The sequence below is a fragment of the Burkholderia puraquae genome (genome assembly GCF_002099195.1).
Taxonomy (GTDB): Bacteria; Pseudomonadota; Gammaproteobacteria; order Burkholderiales; family Burkholderiaceae; genus Burkholderia; species Burkholderia puraquae.
On the sequence record NZ_NBYX01000010.1, the window covers coordinates 202,137 to 227,358 of the forward strand.

Sequence of the window (25,222 nt, forward strand, 5' to 3'; positions counted from 1 at the left end):
GGGCTTACCGCGCGCCCGGCTGCCCCCATCGCTCGATCGCACTGACGGCCTGCTTCAAACCTTCCTCTTGCGCAATGCACGCGCCGAGCGCCATCGCGCGCGCTTTCGTTGCGCCCCGCTCGGCAAACGCGATGGCCGGTGCCAGCGCCGCAGCCCCCACATGCCGCCCCACGACCGGTGCATCCGCCACGCCGAGCCGCTGCAGCCGGTTCGCCCAGAAGAACTGATCGCCCGCGAAAGGCACGACGACCGACGGGATGCCGGCCCGTGCAGCCGAATGCGTGGTGCCCGATCCGCCGTGATGGATCGCCATCGACACGCGCGGGAACAGCCAGTCATGCGGCGTATCGCCGATCACGTGAACCTGCGCCGGCAGCATCGACGCGTCGATACCGCTCCAGCCCGGATAGAACAATGCTCTCCGGCCGGCGAGCGCACGCGTCAGCGCTTCGACCATCGCAGCACGATCAAAGCCGGCCATGCTGCCGAAACCGATGTACACGGGCGGATCGCCCGCTTCGAGAAAGGCCGAGAGATCCGGCGGCGGCGCCCAGGCATCCGCATCGATTCGCCACTGGCCGCAGGCGAGCACTTGCGGCGGCCAGTCGGCCGGGCCGGACAGCAATGCCGGCGACACGCCGTACAGCATCGGATGATCGGACCACACGTGCCTGCGCAGCGGCAACCCGCACACGCTCGCTCGCGCCGCATTCGTCGCCTTCCTGAACGCCTGCCACAACAGTGCGTTCACGAACCGGTGGCTCGCGCGGTTCAGCCAGCGCGGCACCTTCCCCGGCGGCAGGAACGGCGACGCGAATGCCGCGGTGGGTGTGATCGGGATCATGCCGGTGCCGATCGCCGGCACGCCGCGATACTCGGCGACCGACAAGCCGACGAACGAAGCGAGCCCCGACACGAGGATCGCGTCGCAGCCTTCCGACGCGTCCGCGACTTCCCGCATCCACGTAGCCGTGTTCGCATTGGCGATCGCCGCGAGCGCCTTCGACGTGTCGTTGAAGCCGCCGCGCCCGCGTACTGCATCCGCCAACGCGCCATCCGGCGCAATCGCACGGCGGATATCGCCGGACAACGGCGCCGACGGCACGCCGAGCGCGGCAGCCGCCCCGAGCGTCGCCGCGTCGGCCAGCAGCCGGACATCATGGCCGGCATCGATCAGCGCACGGCCGAGCGCCGCGAGCGGGCGCGTGTCGCCTTCGGTGCCGTAGGTGGCAATGACGAGCTTCATGCGTGACGCCTCGTGCCGGATGGAAACGGGTAGATTCATAAACGTGCACGTCGTATACTAATGCAACTCGTGCACTTTCAGTCAATCCTCTGCCATGCCGACTCCGACCGACGATCCGGGCCGCCGCGCGCGCAAGCGCATCCAGATGCTCGCGCATCTCGCCGCCACCGGTGCACGCCTGTTCGACGCGCACGGCTACGAAGCCGTCACGATGGAGCAGATCGCCGCGCAGGCCGATGTTGCGAAACGCACGCTGTACAACCACTTTGCGACGAAGGAAGCCGTGCTCGCGCACTGGCTGGAAGGCGAACTCGCACGCGATCTCGCGCACCTGCAGCGCGACGTCGCGCGACGCAAGACCTTCGCGTCGCGCATCGGCTGCGTGCTCGACGCGTCGGCCGCGTGGTGCGAGCAGCATCCCGCGTACCTGCTCGCGTACTTGCGCCATCGCTTCCTGGGCATCGGCGCAGTCGAACCGGAAGGCGGTGGAGAGGACGGCAGCGATATCGCGCTCGTGTGGCAGCAGCTGATCGTCGCCGGGCAGCAATCCGGCGAACTGAACGCCACGCTGCGCGCCGACCAGCTCGCGACGTGGTTCCATCACCTGTATCTCGCGGCCATGCTGCGCTGGCTGACCGTGCCGGGGCTGTCGTTGAAACGGGAGTTCCAGGCGGTCGCGAAGTTGTTTGTCGAAGGCGCGGAAGCAAAAGGCTGAGCGGCGCCGCGCATCCGGAGAATACGGTGCGATGAACGCGGCGCAGCGGCATTTTTACGACGAACGCACACGCCGCATGCCAAATTTCCCGCGCAGCAGTATGCTGATGTCGTACGGCTGCGCACGACACCTCGGGTAATCCCTTCATTTGCACGTTGTCGCGCCGCCGTCGCGACCGCAATCATGCATTGCAAGGAGGGATTCGTGATGGCCACCACGCATCAGCACTTCCACCTCGAACTCCGGCACGCCACCGCGCCGACCTATTTCATCAGCTACCTGTTTCCCGCCCTGCTGTTCGTTTACGAACTGCTGCGCGTCGGCCAGTGGATCCGCGATCACGGGATGCAATTCGCCGCGTTCAAGCAAATGGGTTACGAGTATCTGCTGATGCTGCTGTTCGTCGGGCTGCAGATAGTCGTCGAAGCGATCTTCCTGCTCGGCGCAGCGATGCGCCGCGACAATCGCGACTTCGAGCACCGGCTGCCGAACGTGATCCTCGGTATCGGCTGTTCGATCGCACTGCTCGCGATCGACCTCGCGATCCAGCTCGCGTTCTGATGGCCGGCGGGCACACGCCCGCCGGTGGCAGCCGCGCTCAGGCGAGCGTGTCGCGCAGGAACGTCGTAACGGCGGCCAGCACGTCGTCGGTCCGCTCACGGTGCGGCATGTGCCCGCATTGGCCGAGCAACAGATACGACGACGGCCCCGCGACGTGCGCGGCGATCCGCTTCGGATGCACGTCGGACCCGTATTCGTCGTCTTCGCCGTGAATCGCGAGCGTCGCGCATTGCACGCGCGGCAATTCGTCGTCGAGATTCCAGCCGCGAAAAGCCGGCGACAGCCACGTGTCGACCCACGCGCGCAGCACCCATTCGGCCTTGTCGCCGTGATAGCGCGCGAGCCGGTCGAGCTGGCCCGGTTCGTCGAACTGCTGCCCCGCGTCGCGAATGCCGGCCAGCGTGCGATCCTCGACGAACGCCTGCGCGGCGATCGTCACGAGCGCCCGGCAACGCTCCGGATGCGCGGCAGCGCACCCGACCGCCATCCCGCCGCCAACGCTGTGCCCGAATACGACGAACGCATCGACATCAAGGTGTTCGAGCAGTGCCGCAAACGCATGATCGGCCTCGTCGCGCACGAACGTCGTGCCGAGTTTCCCCGGATGACGATCGGAGCGACCGAAGCCGAGGCGATCGTACGCGATCACGTCGCGCTGCGTGGCGCTCGCGAGTTGCGCGGGGAAGTCGCGCCACAGCTCGACACAGCCGAGCGAATCGTGCAGCAGCACGATCGGCGCGGCCGGCTCGGGTGCAGCCGTCTTCAGCCCACCCGCCGCCTGTTGCGCCGGGCCAGCGCGCCAGCGTTTCGCAAAGAGGCGCCCTTGCGGCGTCTCGACGGTTGTCTCCTCGATCGGGATCGTGGTCATGTGCCTGTCGTCTGCATGAAAGCGGCCGCACCTCGGCGGCCGTATCGGATCCTGCGATGTTGGCCCGCGCCCGCACACAGCGTCAAGCAAGCCCCCACCGCTCGCGCGTTCATTCGGGCTGCGGCGGCAGATACTCCATCTGCGCCTCGTCGTACAGCCGGTAGATCAGCGCCTGCATCGCCCGGATGTCCTCCGATTCGTCGAGCATCCGCATGCTCATGATGATCGGCGACACGAGGTTCGGATCGTCGAGCGGCTTGTAGCTGATGTCGTCGCGCTTCAGCCCGTACACACTGTGCGGCACGACCGACACACCCTCGCCCATCGCGACGAGGCCGAGCGCAATCTGCAGTTCGCGCGTCTCGTAGATCTTGCGCGGCTGCAATGCACGATCGTGGAAGGCCGCGAGCACCTGGTCCGCATAGCTCGGGCGCGGCGCCTTCGGAAAGATGATCAGCGTATCGTTCACGAGATCGTGCAGCGACAGCACGGGCTTCGCGCTGTCGAGCACATGGCCGACCGGCAGCGCGACGATCATCCGCTCCTCGCGCAGCACGACGCGCCGCACGCTCGGATCCTCGTGACGGATGCGCCCGAACCCGACGTCGATGCGCCCTTCCTTCAGCGCCTTGATCTGGTCCATCGTCGACATCTCGTGCAGGCTCAGCTCGACGGCCGGATACTCGCTGCGAAAGCGCCGGATGATCTTCGGCAGCATCCCGTACAGCGTCGAACCGACGAAACCGACCGACATGCTGCGCTCGATCTTGCCGACCCGCTTCGTCATCGATTCAAGCTCGGTCGTCTGCGCGAGCAACTGCACCGCGTGCGAATAGAAGAAGCGCCCCGCGTCGGTCAGCTTCAGCGGCCGCGCGTTGCGCTCGAACAGCGGCACGCCGAGCGCCTCCTCGAGCTGCTGGATCTGCCGGCTCAGCGGCGGCTGCGCGATATGCAGCCGTTCGGCCGCCCGCGTGAAATTCCGCTCTTCGGCAACCGCGACGAAGTAGCGGAGGTGTCTCAACTCCATGTTCGATGCCTCCCGGACAGCGATCCGGCGTTCAACCCTGGCCGGATGATGTCATCACGATACCGCAGGCGGCGCAAACCGCCACGCGCGCGGCCCCGCGCCGCGCAAAGCAAAACGGGAAGCCCGCGAGCTTCCCGTTGCTTCATCGACGCCGCGGCACGGCGGCGTCACGCGCCGTCCGTCACACCTCGGTCGCGTAGAGCGCGTCGCGCTGCTCGTCGCTCAGCGAGTCGAGCGGCACGTCCGGCAGCTTGTAGCAGATCATCGCGCCGTACAGCTCAGCGAGGCAATTGCTGCCGGCGTCGAGCGCGTAGCCGTCCTCGCCGTCCGGAGCCGGCGGGTACACTTCGCGCCACGCGTTGATCGCGGCTTCGATTCGCACGATGGAAACGGGTCCGGCCTTCCGCTCGGCGGGTGATGCGCTCATGGATTCCTCTGGGTTGCGCGCTCCGCGGGCCGTATCGGCCCGGATGGAACGATGAAAACGCCGGGCATCTCGCCGGCCGCCGCACGTCGCGCGCGCCGGATGCCGATCCGCGCTGCGCGCCTCGCGCCGGCCGGGCCGTGGCCCGGTAGGGTCGGGCAATATAACCGGCTTTGACCCCGTGCAGGCAAAAGCCGGGCAAAAAAAACGGGAAGCGCGAGGCTTCCCGTTTCGTCGTACGTCACGCGGCCACGTGCCGCGCCTGCGTCAGCCCGCGGTTTCGCGGTTCGCCACCGGCTGCCGCTGCGCGCCGCGGCTCGCCGCGATCCACGGCGCGATTTCCATGTCTTCGTAGCGCACGAAGCGGCTTTTCTTCAGGAACCGGAAGCCGAGCCACACGACGAGGAACAACGGAATGCCGACATAGGTCGCGGCGACGCCCGCCCAGTCGATCCGGTTCGCGAGGAACGCCTGATAGTCCTGGCCGAGCGCGATCACGAGGCACAGCACGAACGCGAACAGCGGGCCGAACGGGAACCACTTCGACTGGTACGGCAACTGGTCGAGCGCGTAGCCCTGCTTCACGTAGCCCTTGCGGAACCGGTAGTGGCTGACCGCGATGCCGAGCCACGCGATGAAGCCCGTCATCCCCGACGTGTTCAGCAGCCACAGGTACACGGTCTTGTCGCCGTACAGCGACGTGAAGAAGCACAGCGCGCCGACGGCCGTCGTCGCATACAGTGCGTTGCGCGGCACGCCGCCACGCGACAGCTTCGCGAAGATCTTCGGCGCACGGCCTTCGGTCGCGAGGGTGTAGAGCATCCGCGTGGACGCATACATGCCCGAGTTGCCGGCCGACAGCACGGCCGTCAGGATCACCGCATTCATCACGCCGGCCGCGAACGCGAGGCCCGCGTGGCGGAACACGAGCGTGAACGGGCTCACGCCGATGTCGGTCACGTCCGTCTTCAGCAGGTTCGGGTCGGTATAGGGGATCAACACGCCGATCACGAAGATCGCGAACACGTAGAACAGCAGGATCCGCCAGAACACCTGGCGCACCGCGCGCGGAATCGTCGTGCGCGGGTTTTCCGATTCGCCGGCCGCGACGCCGATCAGCTCGGTGCCCTGGAACGAGAAGCCCGCGATCATCGCGACGCCCATCAACGCCGGCAGGCCGCCCGCGAACGGTGCGTCGCCGATCGTCAGGTTGCCCCAGCCGTTGCTCGGCGCGCCCTTCAGAATGCCGAAGATCATCAGCAGCCCGACGCCGATGAACGCGACCACGGTGACCACCTTGATCAGCGCGAACCAGTATTCGGCTTCACCAAAGCCGCGCACGGTCAGCGCGTTGAGCAGGAACATCACGCAGAGGAACGCCGCGCTCCACCACACGCCCGGCACGTCCGGAAACCAGTAATGCATCACGAGCTGCGCGGCGACGAGTTCCACCGCGATCGTCACGGCCCAGTTGTACCAGTAGTTCCAGCCGAGCGCGAAGCCGAAGCCTTCGTCCACGTATTTCGCGCCGTAGGTCGCGAACGAGCCCGACACGGGCATGAACGCAGCCATTTCGCCGAGGCTCGTCATCAGGAAGTAGACCATCAGGCCGATCAGCATGTACGCGACCATCGCGCCGCCGGGGCCGGCCTGCGAGATCGACGCGCCGGATGCGACGAACAGGCCCGTGCCGATCGAGCCGCCGATGGCGATCATCGTCAGGTGGCGCGCCTTCAGCGCGCGATGAAGCTTGGGTGGGTTCGCTGGCGAACCGGGTGGGTCGGATTTCGGAATTGCGGACATAAACGAGACGAACGTTGAGCGGGCCGGCATCCGTAGCCGGCGCATGCGGAATCGGAGCGCGGTGCGCGTCCTGCGATGCATTCGATGCGGCCCCGATTCGCGTTGCGCGGCGGGCGCCTGCGGCGAAGCGCGGATTCTACCTGATTCGTCACGGGAACCGCTCAGGCGCCGCCGCCCGCCGCCGCTGCGGAGCGTTCGCAGAATCAAGGAGTTGGCCGCGTCGGACCGGGGCCGTGGCCGCCGGCCGGCGCAAAAACCGCGCGCGATGGATGGTTATCCGGTTTTCCGATCCGCCTGATGTCCGGGGCCGCCCTGTCGCAATCCCCCTCGGTTGCGCCGACAGACAAAATCGCCGGGTAATCACGCCATTATTCAGACAAGACAACCGGTATCGACAATTGATTCAAATCAAATCACCGGTGCACACAGCAGTAACGATGCGTAACCGTTTCGAATCGCCGAATCCGCATGCGTGTTTTGCATGCGCGCACGAATGTCGGGAATTCGCGAGATAATGCGAACCAATTCGAAATAAACAGCGTGCGGAATCGCCAACGACGCGAAAATCCGCCACCCGCCACCCCGAGGATGAAGTCATTCACGCTGCCCGCCGAGCTGCGCCGCCATACCGCGTCGATCGTGGCACGCATTCTGTCGCCCCGCGGCGTACTCGTTGCGGGGGTCGTGCTGCTGATGTTCAGCTGGGGACTTTCCACGTCGCTATTAATCGAGGCGCGGCGCGATGCATATGACCATGCGGTCGAAAATGCACGCAACCTGATGCTGCTGATCGAACGCGATATCGCGCGCAATATCGAACTCTACGATTTGTCGCTGCAGAACGTCGTCGACGGCATGGCCGATCCTGAGCTGACGACCTTGCCGCCGCGCCAGCGCCACCGGCTGCTGTTCGACCGCGCGGCGACCGGCGAGTATCTCGGGTCGATCTTCGTGATGGACGCGCACGGCAATATCGTGATCGATTCGAGCGCGTCGCCCGCGCGGCAAGGCAATTTCGCCGACCGCGACTATTTCGCCGTGCATCGCGACGGGCTCGCGCAGAGCCTCTACATCAGCCGGCCGTATGCGTCCCGGCTGCGCGGCGGCGCCCTGACGATCGCGCTCAGCCGGCGGATCAACCGGCCCGACGGCACGTTCGCCGGCATCGTCGTCGGCACGCTCAGCGTCGACTACTTCCGTGCGCTGCTCGACGGCCTCGCGGTCGGCAGGCACGGCAGCGCGGCGATCGTCGAGGACAACGGCACGCTCGTGTCGCGCCTGCCGTACGACGCGCACGTAGTCGGCCTCGACCTGCACAACTCGCCGCTGTTCATCGAATCGCAACGCGCCCGCGACGGCGCGCTGACCGGCACCGGCGCGATCGACGGCGTCCGGCGCATCTATGTTTACAAGCATCTCGCCGGCCTGCCGCTGGTCGTCGACGTCGCGCCCGCCGAGATCGACATCTACGCGCCGTGGCACCACCGCGCGATCTGGACCGTCGTGCTGATGTGCCTGTTCACCGGGTTCATCGCGTGGGGGTCGCTGGCGCTGTCGCGCGAACTGAAGCGCCGGCAGGTCGCCGAATCGAAGCTGTACCGGCTCGCGCACACCGATGCGCTGACGGGCCTCGACAACCGCGGCACGTTCGACACGGTGCTCGCGAAGGAGGCGCAGCGTGCGTCGCGCAGCGGCCGCCCGCTGTCGGTGCTGTTCGTCGACGTCGATCACTTCAAGGCGTTCAACGACTACTACGGCCACCCGGCCGGCGACGACGTGCTGCGGCGCGTCGCGCAGACCGCGTCGCGCTGCCTGCGCCGCGACAGCGATCACGTCGCGCGCTACGGCGGCGAGGAATTCGTCGTCACGCTGCCCGACACCGATGCGCAAGGCGCGTTGACCGTCGCCGAGAGCATCCGGCGCGCAATCGCGGGGCTCGACATCGAGCACGTGAAGAGTCCGTACGGGCGCGTCACCGCGAGCATCGGCGCGGCAACCGCCGCCGACGGCCGCGTGAACGCCGCGACGCTGCTGCGGCGTGCCGACGAGGCGCTGTACCGCGCGAAGTCCGGCGGCCGCAACCGCGTGCTGGAGGCGCAGCCGAGCAGCGCGGACGCATGACGTCACCCCGACGTGACGTGAAGTCGCGCGGCGGCCGGCCAGGCCGGACGATCGTGCCGTGGACAGTCCTCCCGCGTTCGGCTAGCGTTACGTCTGCTGCGCACGCGGCGCGGCGCCGGCCCGCGCAGGCCGCCGTGCGCGTTCCGGCCACTCCAGCTCCGCCATGACCACCCCGCTCCCTGCCCGGCTGCCGCCGCTCCTGCGCAACGCGCTCCGCCCGCTGCTCGACCCGTACCGCCGCTACCGGCACGCGAAGCTGATCCACGCGGCGCGCGTCGCGCTCGCCGTCCTCGTGTCGATCGCCCTGTCCACCGGCCTGCACGTCCCGCACGGCGAGTGGTCGACGATCACCGTGCTGATCGTCGTCGGCGGGTTGCAGCACCACGGCAACATCCGCAAGAAGGCGGCCGAGCGCGCGCTCGGCACGTCGATCGGCGCACTGGCGGGGCTCGGACTGATCCTCCTCTACTCGTTCCTGCACGCGCCGTTCGCGATCTACCTGCTGATGGCCGTCGGGTGCGGCGTCTGCGCGTATCACGCGATCGGCAAGGCCGGCTACATCGCGCTGCTGTCGGCGATCACGATGGTGATCGTCGCCGGGCACGGCGACAACGAGATCGTCGACGGCCTGTGGCGCGCGGTGAACGTGCTGGCCGGCATCGCGATCGCGCTGGCGTTCTCGTTCGCGCTGCCGCTCTATGCAACCTACTCGTGGCGCTACAAGCTCGCCGACGCGCTGCGCGCGTGCGCGGCCGTGCATGCGCGGCTCGCGGGCGACCGCCAGGTCGGCGACGACGCGCACCTGAAGGAAATGGCCGCGCTGAGCGCGCTGCTCGTGCAGTTGCGCTCGCTGATGCCGTCGGTATCGAAGGAATGCGAGACGTCGATGATGCAGCTCGAGGCGATCCAGCGCAGCCTGCGCCTGTGCATCGGCTATCTGGAGATCCTGTCGAGCGCCCTGCCGCCCCGCGACGACGTGGCGGCCCGCGAATACATGCGCGTCGAGATGAAGGCCCTGAACCGGCGCATCCGCGACACGCTGGTCGGCGCGAGCCGCGCGCTCAAGTTCGGCACGCCGAGCCGGCTCTCGCCGCGCCGCCGGCCGGCCGACCCGCCGCACGATGCGCCGCCGCCGCAGTTGTCCGGCTACGTGTCGATCACGGCCAAGCTGGCCGGGGAAGTCGACCAGTTGCGCGAGAAGCTGCTCGACACCGCGCAGTCGTGGAACATCTGATGTTCGCGGGCATCCGGGCTTCACGCAGCCGCCTTTCACATACCTTTCAGGGTGACGCACCGGTTTCCTGACGGCGGCAGCCGCGCCCTTCGGCCGATCCGGCCCCGGAAACACGGCCCGCGGCCGGGTGCGCCGGGGCCTGTTTTTGCTGCGATTTCGCGCCGGCTTGCGTGGTGTTCTCCACCCGGTTAACCGCCCGCCAGGCCCGCCGCGACAGGCCCGACGACGGTTCCGCGCGAAAATCAGCCCTTGCCCCAACCTCCCGGACAGCCGATACTCGCATATTCCGCGAAATACGATCCCACCGGCTTCAATCCACGGTAATTCCTATGAGCACGATTCTCGAAAGCCTCCCGACCGGCCAGAAGGTCGGTATCGCCTTCTCCGGCGGCCTGGACACCAGCGCTGCGCTGCACTGGATGAAACTCAAGGGCGCCGTCCCGTACGCATACACGGCGAACCTCGGCCAGCCCGACGAAGACGATTACGACGCGATCCCGAAACGCGCGATCGAATACGGCGCAGCCGGCGCCCGCCTGATCGACTGCCGCGCGCAGCTCGTCGCCGAAGGCATCGCGGCGCTGCAAAGCGGCGCGTTCCACATCACGACGGCCGGCGTCACGTACTTCAATACCACGCCGATCGGCCGCGCCGTGACGGGCACGATGCTCGTCGCCGCGATGAAGGAAGACGGCGTCAACATCTGGGGCGACGGCAGCACGTACAAGGGCAACGACATCGAGCGCTTCTACCGCTACGGCCTGCTCGTGAACCCGGATCTGAAGATCTACAAGCCGTGGCTCGACCAGACGTTCATCGACGAGCTCGGCGGCCGTGCCGAAATGTCCGAATTCATGAACCAGGCCGGTTTCGCGTACAAGATGTCGGCCGAGAAGGCCTATTCGACCGATTCGAACCTGCTCGGCGCGACGCACGAGGCGAAGGATCTCGAAAGCCTCGAAAGCGGCATCAAGATCGTGAACCCGATCATGGGCGTCGCGTTCTGGCGCGACGACGTGAAGATCGCCGCGGAAGAAGTGACGGTGCGCTTCGAAGCCGGCCAGCCGGTCGCGCTGAACGGCGTCGAGTTCACCGACCCGGTCGAGCTGCTGCTGGAAGCGAACCGCATCGGCGGCCGCCACGGCCTCGGCATGAGCGACCAGATCGAGAACCGGATCATCGAGGCGAAGAGCCGCGGCATCTATGAAGCCCCGGGCCTCGCGCTGCTGTACATCGCGTACGAGCGTCTCGTCACCGGCATCCACAACGAAGACACGATCGAGCAGTACCGCGAGAACGGCCGCCGCCTCGGCCGCCTGCTGTACCAGGGCCGCTGGTTCGACCCGCAGGCGATCATGCTGCGCGAAACCGCCCAGCGCTGGGTCGCGCGCGCGATCACCGGCGAAGTGAAGATCGAACTGCGCCGCGGCAACGACTACTCGATCCTGAGCACGAAGTCGCCGAACCTCACGTACCAGCCGGAACGCCTGTCGATGGAGAAGGTGGCCTCGACGTTCTCGCCGCGCGACCGGATCGGCCAGCTGACGATGCGCAACCTCGACATCACCGATACGCGCGACAAGCTGCGCGTGTATTCGCAAGTCGGCCTGCTGACGCCGGGCGAATCGTCGGCGCTGCCGCAAATCAAGGGCGACGACAAGTAAGTCGCTTCGCTCGACGCCGTGCCGCATCGCTGGATGCGGCACGGTCGGGCGGGCTGCGTGGGCGTCTCCTCGCCGCGCACGCAGCCTGCCGCGCTCTCCGCCTCTCCCCCGCCGTTCCGCTTCCCCTTCCGCCATCGCATCAAGCCGCTTGACGCACCAACGGCCCTGCATCGCCGCACCCGTCATGGCAAGCTGCGAGTCTTCCGATTCCAGCGACCACTTCATGACCGCCCTTACCGTCATCCACCTGAACGGCCCGATCAACAGCGGCAAGACGACGATCGGTCTCGCGCTCGCCCGCGTGCTGCCCGATACGCGCTTCATCGACGGCGACGATCACGATGCGCCCGAAGACGCACCGTTCGACGTGCAGTGGGCGATCGCGCTCGAACGGCTCGTCACGCAGATCGCCAACGCTCGCGAGCGCCATCTGGTCATCGCCTATCCGATCGGCGAAACGGAATTCGAGCGGCTGCGCGCCGCCTGCGATGCGCGTGATGCGCAGTTGTTCGTCGTCACGCTCGCGCCGCCTGAAGCGGTCGCGTCGTCGAATCGCGGCTCGCGCGCGCTGACGGACTGGGAGCGGAACCGGATTGCCGAGATGTATCGGGAAGGGTATGCGTCGCGGCCATTCAGCCGGTTGGTGCTCGATACGTCCGACGCAACGCCCGACGCGTGCGCGGCGCGTATCGCGCAGCACGTCACGGCGACGAAGTCGTAACGCCTGCGCCCGCACGCGCACTTCACGCCGATACACGCATCGCGCTTGCCGCGACCCGGCGGCAAAGAGCCACATTACTCAAGAAGGAAAACGTTTACCATCCTGGTGCTTCTTGCTAGCATCGTTCCCGACCGGCCGATCCAGGCACCTGGAAAGCCGATCGAAAGTTTCAATATTCCCCGGCCTTTCTGCGCCATTTTATCCGCCGTCGAGCCACAAGCTGCTTTCTGTATTTTGGAGTGCTTTCTACGGGCAACCGATCTCGTTTCGACGATCGCATACCTGAATAGGAAAACGTTATCCACAACGTGGCGCCCAGCCACGGACCATCAGAGAGAGACACCATGAAGAACAGAATCATCCCGTGCGTCGCCGCCGTTCTGTCCGTTGCGTGCCTGTCCGCGTGCGGCGGCGACGATCCGGCCAGCCCGGCCGCCGCCGCCCGCCAGCAGGCCACGGCGATGGCGCTCAGCGCGTCGAACCCGCCCGGCTCGAACTTCAACCTCGCGCCGTTCACGCTGCAGTTGCCGACCGGCTCGTCCGGCAAGGTCGACACGGTGAGCGGTTCGTCGCTCGCGGGCGGCTACGTGAACCCGACGTACTTCTACACCGACGCCAACGACGGATCGATGGTGATGATGGACCCGACGCAGGGCTGGACGACGTCCGGCTCGCTGCATCCACGCACCGAGCTGCGCGAGAACGCGATCTGGCCGACATCCGGCACCAACCGGCTGAATGCGACGGTGGCGGTCACGCAGGTACCCGATCACACGACGATCGGCCAGATCTTCCAGGGCACCGGCCCGAGCAAGCCGCTGTGCGAGCTGCAGTTCACCTCCGGCGGCGTCGTGCAGTTGCTGCTCGAAAGCACCAACCAGGGCGGCAAGTCGACGACCACGCCGATCACGACGGTCGGAGTCGGCAAGCAGTTCAGCTACGCGCTGAGCCTGAGCGGCACGACGATCACCGTCACGGCGAACGGCACGACCAGGACCTTCACGATGGATTCGAGCTTCGACGGCGAAAGCTTCTACTTCAAGGCAGGCGACTACGACCAGACAGCCGTGTCCGGCACGCCGCTGACGACGCCCGGCACCGTCGTGAAGTTCTATGCGCTGACGCTGACGCACAGCTGATCGCGCGACTCGACGCATGACGCCGGGCAGGCTCGCGATGCGCGCCTGCCCGGCGCTCCGGCGCACGCGCCACGCTTACGAGTGATGCCGCACGCCCGGCACGACCGCTTCCCTCGCCCCCTTGCGACCCAGCCTCAACGTGACGACCGCCGACACCGCGAGCGTGCCCGCCACCACGTAGAGCCCCGCCGCATATCCACCGGTCACGTGCTTCAGCCAGCCGATCGCAAACGGCCCGACGAACCCGCCGAGATTGCCGATCGAGTTGATCATCGCGATGCCGGCCGCCGCGCCGGCACCCGACAGGAATGCGCTCGGCATCGCCCACAGCGGCGCCTTCGCGGCACTGATCCCGATGTTCACGACGACCAGCGCGAGCACGGTCAGCAGCGCGGTGCTCGCCTGCCCCGCGAACACGAAGCCGATGCAAGCGAGCACGCACGGAATCACGACGTGCCACGTGCGCTCGCCGCTGCGATCCGAATGCCGCGCCCACACGATCATCGCGACGACGGCGGCGACGCTCGGGATCCCGGTCAACAGGCCCGTCTGAAGCGCGGTGAAGCCGAACTGCCTGACCATGAGCGGCGCCCACAGGCCGAGCGTATACAGCCCCGCCGACGTGCCGAAGTAGATCAGCGCGAGCGCCAGCACGCGCGGATCGCGCAGCGCCTGCCACGCGCCGGCCGTATGCCCGGCATGCGTGTGGCGCGCATCGGCCTCGGTTTTCAGCTTCGCGACCAGCCAGTCGCGCTCGTCCGCCCGCAGCCACGCGGCCTTCGACGGCGAATCGGTCAGGCACCTGAGCACGACGAAGCCGAGCACGACCGCCGGCAGCGCTTCGACGATGTACAGCATCTGCCAGTCGGCGAGCCCGAACACCGGCGGCATCTGCATGATCGCGCCCGACAGCGGCGAACCGATCGCGGTCGAGATCGGCGCGGCCGCCATGAACCACGCGGCGGCCACCGCGCGCTGCTTCGCGGGAAACCACAGGGTCAGGTAGAGGATGATGCCGGGGAAGAATCCGGCTTCGGCCATGCCGAGCAGGAAGCGCAGCACATAAAAGCTGGTCGGCCCGGACGCGAATGCGGACACGGCCGACACGATCCCCCACGTGATCATCACGCGCGCGATCCAGATGCGTGCGCCGACGCGATGAAGAATCAGGTTGGACGGCACTTCGAACAGGAAGTAGCCGATGAAGAACAGGCCGCCGCCGAATCCGAACGCGGTCGGCGACAGGCCGATCGCGTTGTTCATCGTCATCGCGGCGAAGCCGACGTTGACGCGATCGAGAAAGCTGACGAAGTAAAGCAGCATCACGAACGGAATGATGCGCCACATCAGTTTCCGCGCGACGCGGGTTTCCAGATCCGCTTGCATGTGTCTCCTCCTTCGAGGTCGAGCCGTGCCCTGTCCGTGAATGCTCGCCGGCACCGCCGCGAGGCGGGCGGGCCGGCGCCCGGCTCGCGTCGGATGCGCGAGTCGCGGGCAGGAAAATCCGGTAGAACGATGAACGGGCGACGGCCGGTGACCGGTTGCGCTCGCGCGCCGCTGCTACGTCGCGGCCCGCCTGCGCGTCGCCATCCTTGTCGTCAGGCTGCGACCGCCGCTTGCGCGACGCGCTCGCAGACGGCTGCCGTCACCTGCGCGGTCGTCGCGCTGCCGCCGAGATCGCGCGTGTGCAGCGACGGGTCGGCCGTCACCGCTTCGATCGCCTGCATCACGCGCGCGGCGGCGTCCGTCTCGCCGAGATGCCCGAGCAGCATCACGACCGACCAGAACGTGCCGACCGGATTCGCGAGGCCCTTGCCCATGATGTCGAACGCGGAGCCGTGAATCGGCTCGAACATCGACGGATAGCGGCGCTCGGGATCGATGTTGCCGGTCGGCGCGATGCCGAGGCTGCCGGCGAGCGCGGCCGCGAGATCGCTGAGGATGTCCGCGTGCAGGTTGGTCGCGACGATCGTGTCGAGCGACGCCGGACGGTTGACCATGCGCGCGGTCGCCGCGTCGACGAGTTCCTTGTCCCACGTCACGTCGGGAAATTCCTGCGCGACCTGCTTCGCGATCTCGTCCCACATCACCATCGCGTGCCGCTGCGCGTTGCTCTTCGTGATCACGGTCAGCAGCTTGCGCGGACGCGACTGCGCGAGCCGGAACGCGAAGCGCATGATGCGTTCGACGCCGGCACGCGTGAGGATCGACACGTCGGTCGCGGCCTCGATCGGATGGCCCTGGTGCACGCGGCCGCCGACGCCCGCGTATTCGCCTTCGGAATTCTCGCGGACGATCACCCAGTTCAGGTCGTCGGGCCCGCAGCGCTTCAGCGGCGCGTCGATGCCGGGCAGGATGCGCGTCGGGCGCACGTTCGCGTACTGGTCGAAGCCCTGGCAGATCTTCAGGCGCAGCCCCCACAACGTCACGTGATCGGGCACGTCGGGGTCGCCCGCCGAGCCGAACAGGATCGCGTCCTTGCCGCGCAGCGCATCGAGGCCGTCGGCCGGCATCATCGCGCCGTGCTGGCGGTAGTGATCGGCGCCCCAGTCGAAATCCTCGAACTCGAACGCAAAGCGGTCGCTGCCGCGGGCCAGCGCTTCCAGCACCTGCTTGCCAGCCGGCACCACCTCCTTGCCGATGCCGTCACCGGGAATCGTCGCGATACGGTAAGTCTTCATGCGCACATCCTCGATTGATCGTAAGCGTGGATGCACTTTACCGAACCAGAAGTGCCGGAACCGGTGCTAGACTCAAAGCATCTTTAACTTAAATTCATGAATCCCGTCATGGCGGATACCGTCCAGCCGGCCGATCTCGGCTTCTTCTCGACGCTGGCCGCGTCGGGCAGCCTGAGCGCAGCCGCGCGCGAACTCGGATTGACCGCGGCGGCCGTCAGCAAGCGCCTCACGCAGATGGAGCGGCGCGCGGGCGTGACGCTCGTGAACCGCACGACGCGGCGGATGATGCTCACGCCCGAGGGCGACGTGTATCTCGACTACGCGCGCCGGATCCTCGACCAGATGGACGAACTCGGCGAACTGCTCGGCAGCGCGAAGCAGCGCCCGAAGGGGCTGCTGCGCGTGAACGCGACGCTCGGTTTCGGGCGCAGCCACGTCGGCCCCGCGATCTCGCGCTTCGTCGCGCGCTATCCGGAAGTGTCGGTGCAACTGCAGTTGTCGGTGACGCCGCCGCCGCTCACCGACGACGCGTTCGACGTGTGCATCCGCTTCGGCGAGCCGCCCGATACGCGCGTCGTCGCGCGGCGGCTCGCGCCGAACCGCCGGCTGCTGTGCGCAGCGCCCGCGTATCTCGCGCGGCACGGCACCCCCGGCACGCCGCACGACCTGACGCGGCACAACTGCATCGGCATCCGGCAAGGCGACGAGGGTTACGGCGTCTGGCGCCTGACGAACGGGCGCGGCGCGGCACGCCACACGGAAGCCGTGCGGATCAACGGCAACCTGACGACGAACGATGGCGAGATCGCCGTGAAGTGGGCACTCGACGGGCACGGGATCCTGATGCGCGCGGAATGGGATCTGCGCGACTATCTCGCCGACGGCCGCCTGGTCGTCGTGCTGCCCGATCACGAAACGCCGAGCGCCGACATCTATGCGGTGTACGCGCAGCGTCACCAGATGTCCACGCGGATTCGGGCGTTCGTCGATTTTCTGGCGGACGAGCTAGGGCGGTGAGCGGGACGCCGGAAACGACGCACGTCGATCCGGGAGAGCCAGACGTGCGTCGTTTCCGGCCGCCCCCGACTCCGCGCGCGGTTTCCGCCGACCGCGCCCCTAGACAACCCGGCAACCTCGTCGACCGCTTCCGCAACATCGCCGGTCAATGGAGAACACTGGCAACGAGCCGCGAAGATCCCGCCCCGGGCAGGAACGCATGGGCCCTGCATGCCACCTTGCGAGCGACTGAACGCGCCTGATTCGATGCTCGCCGATCAAGCGACGGCCATCTGGGCATCCACCTGATCGACCCTGTCCGCGGCATCCGTCATCGGCCGCCACGCCCGTGCGGTGACCATGCCCGCATGGTCGCTCACCGCCGCCTCGAACCGCTCGGCGATCCAGTCGACGAACGCGCGCACGCCGGGCGACACGTGCGGCCGCTTCACGTAGACGGCCGACACCGCGATCGCGTCGGGCCGCCAGCGCGGCAGCACTTCCCGCAACCGCCCCGCGTCGATCAGCGGCTGCGCGGCGACGCGCGGCGGCTGGATCAGCCCGAGGCCGTGCACGCCGCACGCCAGATACGCCTGCTCGTCGTCCACGTTGACGACCCCGTCGAGCCGCACCTTGCGCACCGCGCCATCGACGAGGAAATCGAGTTCGGCCGTGCGCTGGCCCGGAACGGCCGACGCGCCGACCGCGCGATGCACAGCCAGATCGTCGAGCGTGCGCGGCGCACCGTGCCGGTCGAGATACGCAGGGCTCGCGCAGGTCATGCGCTCGAGCGTGCCGAGCCGGCGCGCGACGAACGACGAATCGGGCAACTCGCCGAGCCGGACGCTGCAGTCGACCGCGTCGCCGATGCGATCGGCCCCGCGCGCGGACACGCCCAACGTCAGCATCAGATCGGGATGCCGGGCATGAAACTCGCCGAGCGCCGGCAGCACGATCGCGTCCGCGACCGCCGCCGGCAGCTCGACGCGCAGCGGCCCGCTCGGATGCAGCGCGGCGCCGCGGATGCTGGCTTCGAGCTCGTCGACGTCCGCCGTGATGCGCACGCAGCGCCGGTAATACGCGTCGCCCTCGGGCGTCGCCCGCAGCGCGCGCGTCGTGCGCACCAGCAAAGGCATGCCGAGCGCCGTTTCGAGCTCCTGCACGGTCCGCGTCGCGGTCGCGCGCGAAATGCCGAGCGCCTGCGCCGCACGCGTAAAGCTGTTCATTTCGACGATGCGCGTGAAGATGCGCATCGCGCGGATCGGATTGTCCACCGCACACCCCTGCATGTTTGCCGCATGCCGCGGCGCGCGTTCGCGTGCCGTGCATGCGTATCGAGGAACGCCGCGCCGCCGGCGCGGCAGACGGTTCAGGCGCGCGCCGCCACGGCGCCGCGCGCCGGTTCGTCGAGCAGCCGCTGCGCCAGCGCGAGCGCGTCGTCGCGGGTTGCTGCCGCGTTCAGCGGATAGCCCCATACCTTCTCGAACGCGCCCGAGAATGCGTTGAGCGCCACGCGCCGCGACGCGTCGGGCTCGATCGCGATCATCGCGGGGATCCATTCGCGCGACTGCGCACGGTTGGCCTTGCTCCACTTCGCGAGCTGCTTGCGCAGTTCGTGATCGTCGGCGCCGCGATCGTCGCCGGACGGCGCATCGTCGGTCAGAAGAACGAACGGTTCGCGACGCGCCAGCAACGCGTCGAGTTCGGCGAGCAGGCGGGCGGGCTCGGTGTGCGTCGAACCGGTGTAACGCAACCAGACAAACGGGAATTCGGTCGTGATGATTTGCATGTCGGCCTCCAGATGAGAACGATTCTCATTTTATGGATCGGGACCCGGCGCGTCATTTATCGTCCCGGCCAACCGCTTGCTCAATCCGGCCAATCGCGTGCGGATGGCGGCGCGGACTTCGCCGTTCAGCGTTGCCGGTCGGTCAGGAATTGCGTCGGCGACTTGCCGGTCGCCTTGCGGAACATCGTCACGAAGCTGCTCGCGCTCTCGTAGCCGAGATCGATCGCGATCTGGTGCACGCGGCGGCCGGTCGTCAGCATCCGCAGCGACAGCGCGACGTGCAGCCGCCGGCGCCAGTCGCCGAGGCTCATCCCGAGCTCCTTCGCCGCGAGCCGCGTCAGGCTGCGCTCGCTGATGCCCGCGCGCCGCGCGAGTTCGGGCAGCGGCGACTTGTCGGCGGGATCGTCGAGCAGGTGGTCGATCAGCTTGCGCAGCCGCCGGTCGGCCGGCATCGGCAGGTACAGATCCTCGACCGGTGCGGCGACGAGTTCGTCGAGCAGCGTCGCCATCAGCCGCCCCTGCGGCCCGTCGACGTCGTACAGGTTCGGAAAGCTCGCCGCCTTCAGCAGCAGCTCGCGCAGCAGCGGCGACACCGACAGCGTGCAGCAGCGCGCGGGCAGGTCGAGTGCGGCGTCGGGTTCGACCAGCACCGCATAGAACGTCGCGCCGGCCGAGCCGCGCGCCGCATGCGGGACGTCACCCGGAATCCACACCGTGCATTGCGGCGGTGCGCTCCACACGCCGCCGTCGATCTCGCAGTAGATGACGCCGCTCAGCGTGTAGAGCAGCTGCGCCTGAGGATGGCTGTGCCGCTCGAGCCGCCATTCGGGCTCGACGACCGAGCCGCCGAACACGACGAGCGGACGCGGCACGTGGAAGACTTCGTCATCCGCGGCGGGATCGGTGGTCGGTGGAAGCTTGCGCATGAAGCGATGGACGATGAAGGAAGCCGGACGCCCTGCCCGCGCGTCCTTTCGTGCTTATACCAGAAAGGTGCCGGCGCGGCCCTGCCGCCGGGCGGGTGCCCGTGCCGCGTCTGCAGTCGCACGCCGAACCGAATACAATGCCCCGATCCCCCGCCGCTGCGCCCACCTGCCGGAGCCGCCATGTTCGACCTGACCACGCTGACCACCTTCACGGCCGTCGTCCTGGGCCTGTTCCTGATCCCCGGCCCCGCCGTGCTGCTCGTGCTGAGCCGAACCGTGCAGGGCGGCCGCAAGACCGGCATCCTGACCGGCCTCGGTGTCGCGAGCGGCGACTTCGTGCATACGCTGTTCGCGGCCGTCGGCCTGTCGGCGCTGCTGATGACGTCGGCGCTCGCGTTCAACGTCGTGAAAGTGGTCGGCGCCGCGTACCTGATCTACCTCGGCGTGCGCGCGCTGATCGAGAAGCCGTCCGATCCGTCGCTGCCGAGCGTAGCGCCCGTCACGCCGCTCACGGCGTACCTGCAGGCAATTCCCGCCGAAGTGCTGAATCCGAAGACCGCACTGTTCTTCCTCGCGTTCATGCCGCAGTTCGTGCATCCGGAACGCGGCTCGACGTTCGTGCAGTTCGCGGTGCTCGGGCTGATCTTCGTCGTGCTCAGCTCGCTCTACACGACGCTGATCGCGTGCTCGATCCGCCCGCTCGGCCGCATCGTGAAGCGGCTCACGTGGCTCACGCGCTGGCAGGGGAAGATCATCGGCTCGATCTTCATCGCGCTCGGGCTGCGCGTGGCCGTGCAGCAACGCTGACGCACGCGGCCGCATGACGTCCGCCGCGGCCCCCGCCGGCGAAGCCCTCTACACCGATCCGCGCCTCGTCGCGCTCTACGACCTGTTCAACGCGGGCGACCAGGATTTCGCGTTCTATGCCTCCGTGATCGGCACCGCGCGGCAACGCATCCTCGATCTCGGCTGCGGCACCGGCACGTTCGCGCGCCGGCTCGCGGCAACCGGGCACGACGTCGTTGCGATCGATCCCGCGCCGGCGATGATCGAATACGCCCGACACCAGCCGGGTGCCGACACCGTGCGCTGGCGCGCGTGCGGGCTCGACAGCCTGCCGCCCGACGCGCCGTTCGATGCGGTCGTGATGACCGGGCACGCGTTCCAGTGCCTGCTGACCGACACCGAAATCGACAAGACGCTACGCGGCGTGCGGCGCGTGCTCGCTGAAGGCGGCCGCTTCCTGTTCGAGACCCGCAATCCGCGCATCGCGCCGTGGCACGCATGGACACCGGAGCATTCGACACGCAGCGTCGAGTCGCGCGAAGCGGGCATCGTCGATCTTCATCATGCGGTGCGCTCGGTAGATGGCGCGATCGTGACGTTCGACACGCACTACCGCTTCCGCCGCGACGGCACGATGCTGACGAACACAAGCCGGCTGCGTTTCATCGCGCAACCCGAACTGCAGGCGCGCGTGATCGCGGCCGGATTTTCGTCGGCCGACTGGTATGGCGACTGGCAACGCGCGCCGTTCGACGACGCGACCAGCGCGGAGATCGTCGCGATCTGCCGCGCGTAACCGTGCATCGTCGACCGCGTCAGCCCGCCACAGGCAATGTGCGCCGCAAGCCGCGCGTGCGGATCGAAGCGCAAATGCACGGCGGCGGCCATGAGCGCGGGATGCGCTCGGGTACGCTGCCGACGCACCAGATCGTCGGGATGGGCGAGGCGTTCCGGCTCGCGAAGGAAGAGATGGTGGAAGAAAGCCGCCGCGTCGGCGCATTGCGCGACCGGCTGCTGGCCGGCCTGTCGACGCTCGACGAGGTTTACGTGAACGGCGATCTCGCCCGCCGGATTCCGCACAACCTGAACGTCAGCTTCAATTTCGTCGAAGGCGAATCGCTGATCATGGGGATCAAGGGTGTCGCGGTATCGTCAGGCTCCGCGTGCACGTCGGCATCGCTGGAGCCGTCGTACGTGCTGCGCGCGCTGGGCCGCAGCGACGAGCTCGCGCACAGCTCGATCCGCTTCACGCTCGGCCGCTTCACGACCGAAGCCGAAGTGGACAGCGTGATCGCGCAGGTGCGCGACACGGTCGGCAAGCTGCGCGAGCTGAGCCCGCTGTGGGACATGCATCTCGAAGGGGTCGACCTGAATACGATCGAGTGGGCCGCGCATTGAGCGCGGCCGATGCGCCAGGCCGGCCGGCGATTGCGGGCGGGCCTGCGGTTGGCGGTTGGCGCGCGTCAGCCTTTTTCCTGGCGCGCGATCAGGTGCGCGAGATCGAGCGTCGCGCGGTCGCCGTTGGTGACGAGGCGGTCGATCACCGAGCAGAGTGCCTTGAATTCGGTCTTCGTCACGCCCTCGAACAGCACGTTGTTGATGCGCTGTTGCGTAGCGGTGAGCGCCTTCAGCAGCTTCGAGCCGGCCGGCGTGACCGTGAGCCGCATCTTGCGCTTGTCGTCGGGGTCCGAGCGTTTGTCGATCAGGCCGAGCTTCTTCAGCTTGCCGGTCTCGATCGTGACGAATGCGCCGCTCAGGTGCAGGTGATCGGCGAGGCGGTTGACGGTCACGACGTCGTCGTGCGACAGATGCGCGACCGATATGAGCAGCGAATACTGGATGCCGGTGAGGCCGATCAGTGAGCCGAAGCCGTCGCGTACCGACAGCAGGCGGGCCGCGAACGGCAGCAGCCCGTTGATCAGGTGGCGAAATTCCGTGTCGGTGCCGTCGATCAGGCAGGCCGGGTTGGTAATGGTCAGAACGGACTCCTCTTGCTGCTTGGCCATGACTTCGACGCTCCGTACGGTCATGCGAATTTAGCTTTGAAACGAAATTATACGGCAAAGGCACATACGTCCCGGGCCAGGCCCGGCCGGCGCATGCGGCCCGATTTCCCGATACAGGAGGCTCGTCCATGCCCTTCCCGCTTCATCCCGCATCGGTTCGCGCGCTGCTCGAATGCTATCTGCGCGCGAAGGACCTGAACCGGCCCGCGCTGATCGCCGCTTGCTTCGCGGCCGACGCCGAGCTGAGCTTTTCGCTCGCGAACGACGATATCGATTTTCCGCCGCGCGTGACGGGAGCAACCGCGATTGCACGCACGCTGGTCGAGGAATTCGGCGAGCGGTTCGAGCGGTGCCGGACTTATTACGTTTGCACGGAACCCGAAGTCGACCGATACGGCGTCAGCGGGATGTCGTGGCTCGTCGTGATGCGGCAGAAGGACAACAGCGCATTGCGGATCGGGCATGGCACGTACCGCTGGCAGTTCGCAGGCGACCGGGAAGACGTCGCGCGGATTGCGGCGCTGCATATTCATATCGCCCGGATGGATACGATCGACGATCCGAAGTCGGCGAAACTCGATGCGCTGCACGCGGCGTTCGGGTATCCGTGGCTGCCGGCGCACGCGTTCGCGCGCGGGCTCGCGGATGTCGCGGCAGCGCAGCCGGAGTGGGCCTTCCTGGCGCCATTCCGGCAGGCAGCGGCGGCGGCGTAACCGATCCCGTCGGCCGGCTGCCGGGCCCTCCGGCTCCGCACGGCGCTCGCGCCGTCGTACTCGTCATACCCCGCCGAGCACCTGCCGCACGCCGTCCCAATCCAGCCCGAAGCGCGCGAGATACTTGCGCAGCCGGTCCGCATCGTTCGGCTGCTTCTTGCTCTGCCGCGATACCGCGAACAGCGTGCGCCCGGCCTCCGACAGGCTTGCCGACACGCGGCACACGCCGAGCACGCGCTCGAGCTGCGCGCGGTCGAACAGGTCGAGTTCCGCCGCACGCGCGCCGAACACTGCGTCGACGCAAGCATCGGCAGCACCCGCGCCGCCCGGCGGCGACCACGTGCGTGTCAGCCGTTCGACTTCCTGTTCGGCAAGCGCTTCGGTAATCCGCCCGGCATCGGCCAGCGTCGCCATCCGCGTGACCGATGCGGACAGCTCGCGGAAGTTGCCGGCCCACACCGCGCGCGGCGACGCGGCGAACGCGAGATAGCGCCGCTTTGCCTCGACGTTGAACCGCACCTGCTCGCCCTGCTCGCGGCCGAAACGGTCGAGCTCGAATTCGAGGTTCGGTTCGATGTCCTCGCGACGCTCCGCCAATCCCGGCAATTCGTACGTCCACAGGTTGATCCGCGCATAGAGATCCTCGCGGAACGTGCCGGCCGCCACCATCTGCCGCAGGTCGCGGTGCGTGCCCGCGATCAGCTCGAAATCGCTGGTCGCCTCGGCGTCCGCGCCGACCGGCAGGAAGCGCTTCTCCTCGATCGCCTTCAGCAACATCGCCTGTTCGTCGAGCCCGAGTTCGCCGATCTCGTCGAGAAACAGCAGGCCGCCGTCCGCCGCGCGCAGCAGGCCGGCCCGCGCCGACTGCGCGCCCGTGAACGCGCCCTTCACGTGACCGAACAGCGTCGACATCGCCGCATCGCCACGCAGCGTCGCGCAGTTGATCTCGATGAACGGCCCCGCGAGCCGATGGCGGCCGCGCTTCAGCTCGTACACGCGCTTCGCGAGAAACGACTTGCCGGCGCCCGTCGGCCCGACCAGCAGCATCGGCGCGCGCGAACGCACGGCCACGCGCTCGAGTTGCTCGATCAGCGCATTGAAGCGCGCGTTGCGCGTCGCAATGCCGGCCTTCAGGAACGACACCGTTTCGTCGCGCTCGCGCGTGAAGCGCTGCGCGATCAGGTTGTAGCGCGACAGGTCGAGATCGATCACCGACATCGTGCCGGGCCCGCTCAGCCCTTCGTCGGTCTTCTGCGGCGGCGCCGTCTGCGCGAGACGCGCAGGCAGGTAGCGCGCCTCCGCGAGCAGGAACCAGCAGATCTGCGCGACGTGCGTACCCGTCGTGATGTGGACCAGGTAGTCCTCTCGGTCGAGATCGAACGGGTAGGCGCGCGCGAAATCGTGCAGCGTCGCATAGACCTCCTCGAAATCCCACGGATCGCGAATCTCCAGCGGGATGAGCCGCACGTCGGTATGCGGCGACACGCGCTCCAGGTCCTGCTTCACGCGGTTCGCGAGCCGCGCATAGTTCGGCGAGTGCAGCAGTTCGAGCCGGTCGATCGGCGTGTCGCGCTGCTCGCACAGCGAAATCGTCGGCCGCCAGTTGCGCCAGCGGCGCTGCGAGCCGCCGCCCTGGTCGAGCACGGTGCCGAGAAAGCCGATCGCGACGGTCTTGCGCATGTTTATCCCACAAGATAATAAGCGATCCAATTGTATCGAATTTTACGTCGAGAGCCACGACCGGATTTTCATGCCCTATCGGTCAAATCAAGCAATTTCCCCTTTTACTTCAATACCTTGAG

At 67.6% G+C, this 25,222-nt stretch carries 23 protein-coding genes and 1 pseudogene; 12 read left to right on the forward strand and 12 right to left on the reverse strand.

Annotated features, from left to right (window positions below):
* Positions 1 to 4: 4 nt before the first annotated feature.
* Positions 5 to 1,246 carry a glycosyltransferase gene (locus B7G54_RS20565; RefSeq protein ID WP_085040746.1) on the reverse strand — a complete coding sequence of 414 codons (1,242 nt, stop codon included), beginning with the start codon at positions 1,244 to 1,246 and terminating at the stop codon, positions 5 to 7.
* Positions 1,247 to 1,340: 94 nt separating this feature from the next.
* Between B7G54_RS20565 and B7G54_RS20570 the strand changes: the two genes are divergently transcribed.
* Complete coding sequence (locus B7G54_RS20570; RefSeq protein WP_085040747.1) at positions 1,341 to 1,961, forward strand: TetR/AcrR family transcriptional regulator; 621 nt, start codon at positions 1,341 to 1,343, stop codon at positions 1,959 to 1,961.
* Positions 1,962 to 2,168: 207 nt separating this feature from the next.
* The gene (locus tag B7G54_RS20580) at positions 2,169 to 2,522 is read left to right on the forward strand and encodes a hypothetical protein (protein WP_059521580.1); all 354 of its coding nucleotides are present in this window, start codon (positions 2,169 to 2,171) and stop codon (positions 2,520 to 2,522) included.
* 37 nt (positions 2,523 to 2,559) lie between these two features.
* On the opposite strand, the gene B7G54_RS20585 is transcribed toward B7G54_RS20580, so the two are convergent.
* From B7G54_RS20585 to B7G54_RS20600, 4 genes are all read right to left on the reverse strand, one after another.
* Positions 2,560 to 3,390, reverse strand: a complete 831-nt coding sequence (locus B7G54_RS20585; RefSeq protein ID WP_085040748.1) for an alpha/beta fold hydrolase — start codon at positions 3,388 to 3,390, stop codon at positions 2,560 to 2,562.
* 109 nt (positions 3,391 to 3,499) lie between these two features.
* Positions 3,500 to 4,417 (reverse strand): LysR family transcriptional regulator, encoded by a 918-nt coding sequence (locus tag B7G54_RS20590; RefSeq protein WP_021157347.1) that lies wholly within the window; start codon positions 4,415 to 4,417, stop codon positions 3,500 to 3,502.
* Positions 4,418 to 4,598: 181 nt separating this feature from the next.
* Positions 4,599 to 4,844, reverse strand: coding sequence for a DUF3717 domain-containing protein (locus B7G54_RS20595; RefSeq protein ID WP_085040749.1), 246 nt, complete (start codon positions 4,842 to 4,844; stop codon positions 4,599 to 4,601).
* 264 nt (positions 4,845 to 5,108) lie between these two features.
* Complete coding sequence (locus tag B7G54_RS20600; RefSeq protein WP_085040750.1) at positions 5,109 to 6,644, reverse strand: amino acid permease; 1,536 nt, start codon at positions 6,642 to 6,644, stop codon at positions 5,109 to 5,111.
* A gap of 588 nt (positions 6,645 to 7,232) precedes the next feature.
* Between B7G54_RS20600 and B7G54_RS20605 the strand changes: the two genes are divergently transcribed.
* The 5 genes from B7G54_RS20605 to B7G54_RS20625 all read left to right on the forward strand — a co-directional run bounded on the left by B7G54_RS20605 (position 7,233) and on the right by B7G54_RS20625 (position 13,523).
* Positions 7,233 to 8,765, forward strand: coding sequence for a GGDEF domain-containing protein (locus tag B7G54_RS20605; protein ID WP_085040751.1), 1,533 nt, complete (start codon positions 7,233 to 7,235; stop codon positions 8,763 to 8,765).
* A gap of 163 nt (positions 8,766 to 8,928) precedes the next feature.
* Positions 8,929 to 9,999, forward strand: coding sequence for an FUSC family protein (locus tag B7G54_RS20610; RefSeq protein ID WP_085040752.1), 1,071 nt, complete (start codon positions 8,929 to 8,931; stop codon positions 9,997 to 9,999).
* 329 nt (positions 10,000 to 10,328) lie between these two features.
* On the forward strand, positions 10,329 to 11,663 hold the full coding sequence (argG, locus tag B7G54_RS20615) for an argininosuccinate synthase (protein ID WP_085040753.1): 1,335 nt from the start codon (positions 10,329 to 10,331) through the stop codon (positions 11,661 to 11,663).
* A 223-nt stretch (positions 11,664 to 11,886) separates the two neighbouring features.
* The gene (locus B7G54_RS20620; RefSeq protein WP_085040754.1) at positions 11,887 to 12,384 is read left to right on the forward strand and encodes a shikimate kinase; all 498 of its coding nucleotides are present in this window, start codon (positions 11,887 to 11,889) and stop codon (positions 12,382 to 12,384) included.
* 344 nt (positions 12,385 to 12,728) lie between these two features.
* Positions 12,729 to 13,523, forward strand: coding sequence for a polysaccharide lyase family 7 protein (locus B7G54_RS20625; RefSeq protein WP_085040755.1), 795 nt, complete (start codon positions 12,729 to 12,731; stop codon positions 13,521 to 13,523).
* A 75-nt stretch (positions 13,524 to 13,598) separates the two neighbouring features.
* Here the strand turns inward: B7G54_RS20625 and B7G54_RS20630 are convergent, their stop codons facing one another.
* Together B7G54_RS20630 and B7G54_RS20635 are read right to left on the reverse strand one after the other, a co-directional pair.
* Complete coding sequence (locus tag B7G54_RS20630) at positions 13,599 to 14,909, reverse strand: MFS transporter (protein ID WP_085040756.1); 1,311 nt, start codon at positions 14,907 to 14,909, stop codon at positions 13,599 to 13,601.
* Between the two features lie 212 nt (positions 14,910 to 15,121).
* Positions 15,122 to 16,204, reverse strand: a complete 1,083-nt coding sequence (locus B7G54_RS20635; protein WP_085040757.1) for a tartrate dehydrogenase — start codon at positions 16,202 to 16,204, stop codon at positions 15,122 to 15,124.
* A gap of 108 nt (positions 16,205 to 16,312) precedes the next feature.
* Between B7G54_RS20635 and B7G54_RS20640 the strand changes: the two genes are divergently transcribed.
* Positions 16,313 to 17,221 carry a LysR substrate-binding domain-containing protein gene (locus B7G54_RS20640; RefSeq protein ID WP_085040758.1) on the forward strand — a complete coding sequence of 303 codons (909 nt, stop codon included), beginning with the start codon at positions 16,313 to 16,315 and terminating at the stop codon, positions 17,219 to 17,221.
* Between the two features lie 257 nt (positions 17,222 to 17,478).
* Here B7G54_RS20640 and B7G54_RS20645 read toward each other — a convergent pair whose 3' ends face one another.
* The 3 genes from B7G54_RS20645 to B7G54_RS20655 form a co-directional block, all read right to left on the reverse strand.
* A complete protein-coding gene (locus B7G54_RS20645; protein ID WP_085040800.1) occupies positions 17,479 to 18,474 on the reverse strand; it encodes a LysR family transcriptional regulator in 996 nt (331 codons plus the stop codon).
* Positions 18,475 to 18,569: 95 nt separating this feature from the next.
* Positions 18,570 to 18,989: an ATP--cob(I)alamin adenosyltransferase gene (locus B7G54_RS20650; protein WP_085040759.1), complete on the reverse strand. Its 420-nt coding sequence runs from the start codon at positions 18,987 to 18,989 to the stop codon at positions 18,570 to 18,572.
* Positions 18,990 to 19,114: 125 nt separating this feature from the next.
* On the reverse strand, positions 19,115 to 19,915 hold the full coding sequence (locus tag B7G54_RS20655) for an AraC family transcriptional regulator (RefSeq protein WP_085040760.1): 801 nt from the start codon (positions 19,913 to 19,915) through the stop codon (positions 19,115 to 19,117).
* A gap of 180 nt (positions 19,916 to 20,095) precedes the next feature.
* Here B7G54_RS20655 and B7G54_RS20660 point away from each other — a divergent pair, with 180 nt between their 5' ends.
* From B7G54_RS20660 to B7G54_RS20670, 3 genes and pseudogenes are all read left to right on the forward strand, one after another.
* Positions 20,096 to 20,722, forward strand: coding sequence for a LysE family translocator (locus B7G54_RS20660; RefSeq protein ID WP_085040761.1), 627 nt, complete (start codon positions 20,096 to 20,098; stop codon positions 20,720 to 20,722).
* A 13-nt stretch (positions 20,723 to 20,735) separates the two neighbouring features.
* Entirely contained in the window at positions 20,736 to 21,497 is a 762-nt protein-coding gene (locus tag B7G54_RS20665; protein WP_085040762.1) for a class I SAM-dependent methyltransferase, read from the forward strand.
* Between the two features lie 35 nt (positions 21,498 to 21,532).
* Positions 21,533 to 22,099: pseudogene (locus tag B7G54_RS20670) on the forward strand (aminotransferase class V-fold PLP-dependent enzyme); the annotation flags it as partial.
* A 65-nt stretch (positions 22,100 to 22,164) separates the two neighbouring features.
* On the opposite strand, the gene B7G54_RS20675 reads toward B7G54_RS20670, so the two are convergent.
* On the reverse strand, positions 22,165 to 22,707 hold the full coding sequence (locus B7G54_RS20675) for a MarR family winged helix-turn-helix transcriptional regulator (RefSeq protein WP_085040801.1): 543 nt from the start codon (positions 22,705 to 22,707) through the stop codon (positions 22,165 to 22,167).
* A gap of 128 nt (positions 22,708 to 22,835) precedes the next feature.
* Between B7G54_RS20675 and B7G54_RS20680 the strand changes: the two genes are divergently transcribed.
* Positions 22,836 to 23,420 (forward strand): nuclear transport factor 2 family protein, encoded by a 585-nt coding sequence (locus B7G54_RS20680; protein ID WP_085040763.1) that lies wholly within the window; start codon positions 22,836 to 22,838, stop codon positions 23,418 to 23,420.
* A gap of 63 nt (positions 23,421 to 23,483) precedes the next feature.
* Here the strand turns inward: B7G54_RS20680 and rtcR are convergent, their stop codons facing one another.
* Positions 23,484 to 25,100 carry an RNA repair transcriptional activator RtcR gene (rtcR, locus tag B7G54_RS20685; RefSeq protein WP_085040764.1) on the reverse strand — a complete coding sequence of 539 codons (1,617 nt, stop codon included), beginning with the start codon at positions 25,098 to 25,100 and terminating at the stop codon, positions 23,484 to 23,486.
* Positions 25,101 to 25,222 lie beyond the last annotated feature (122 nt).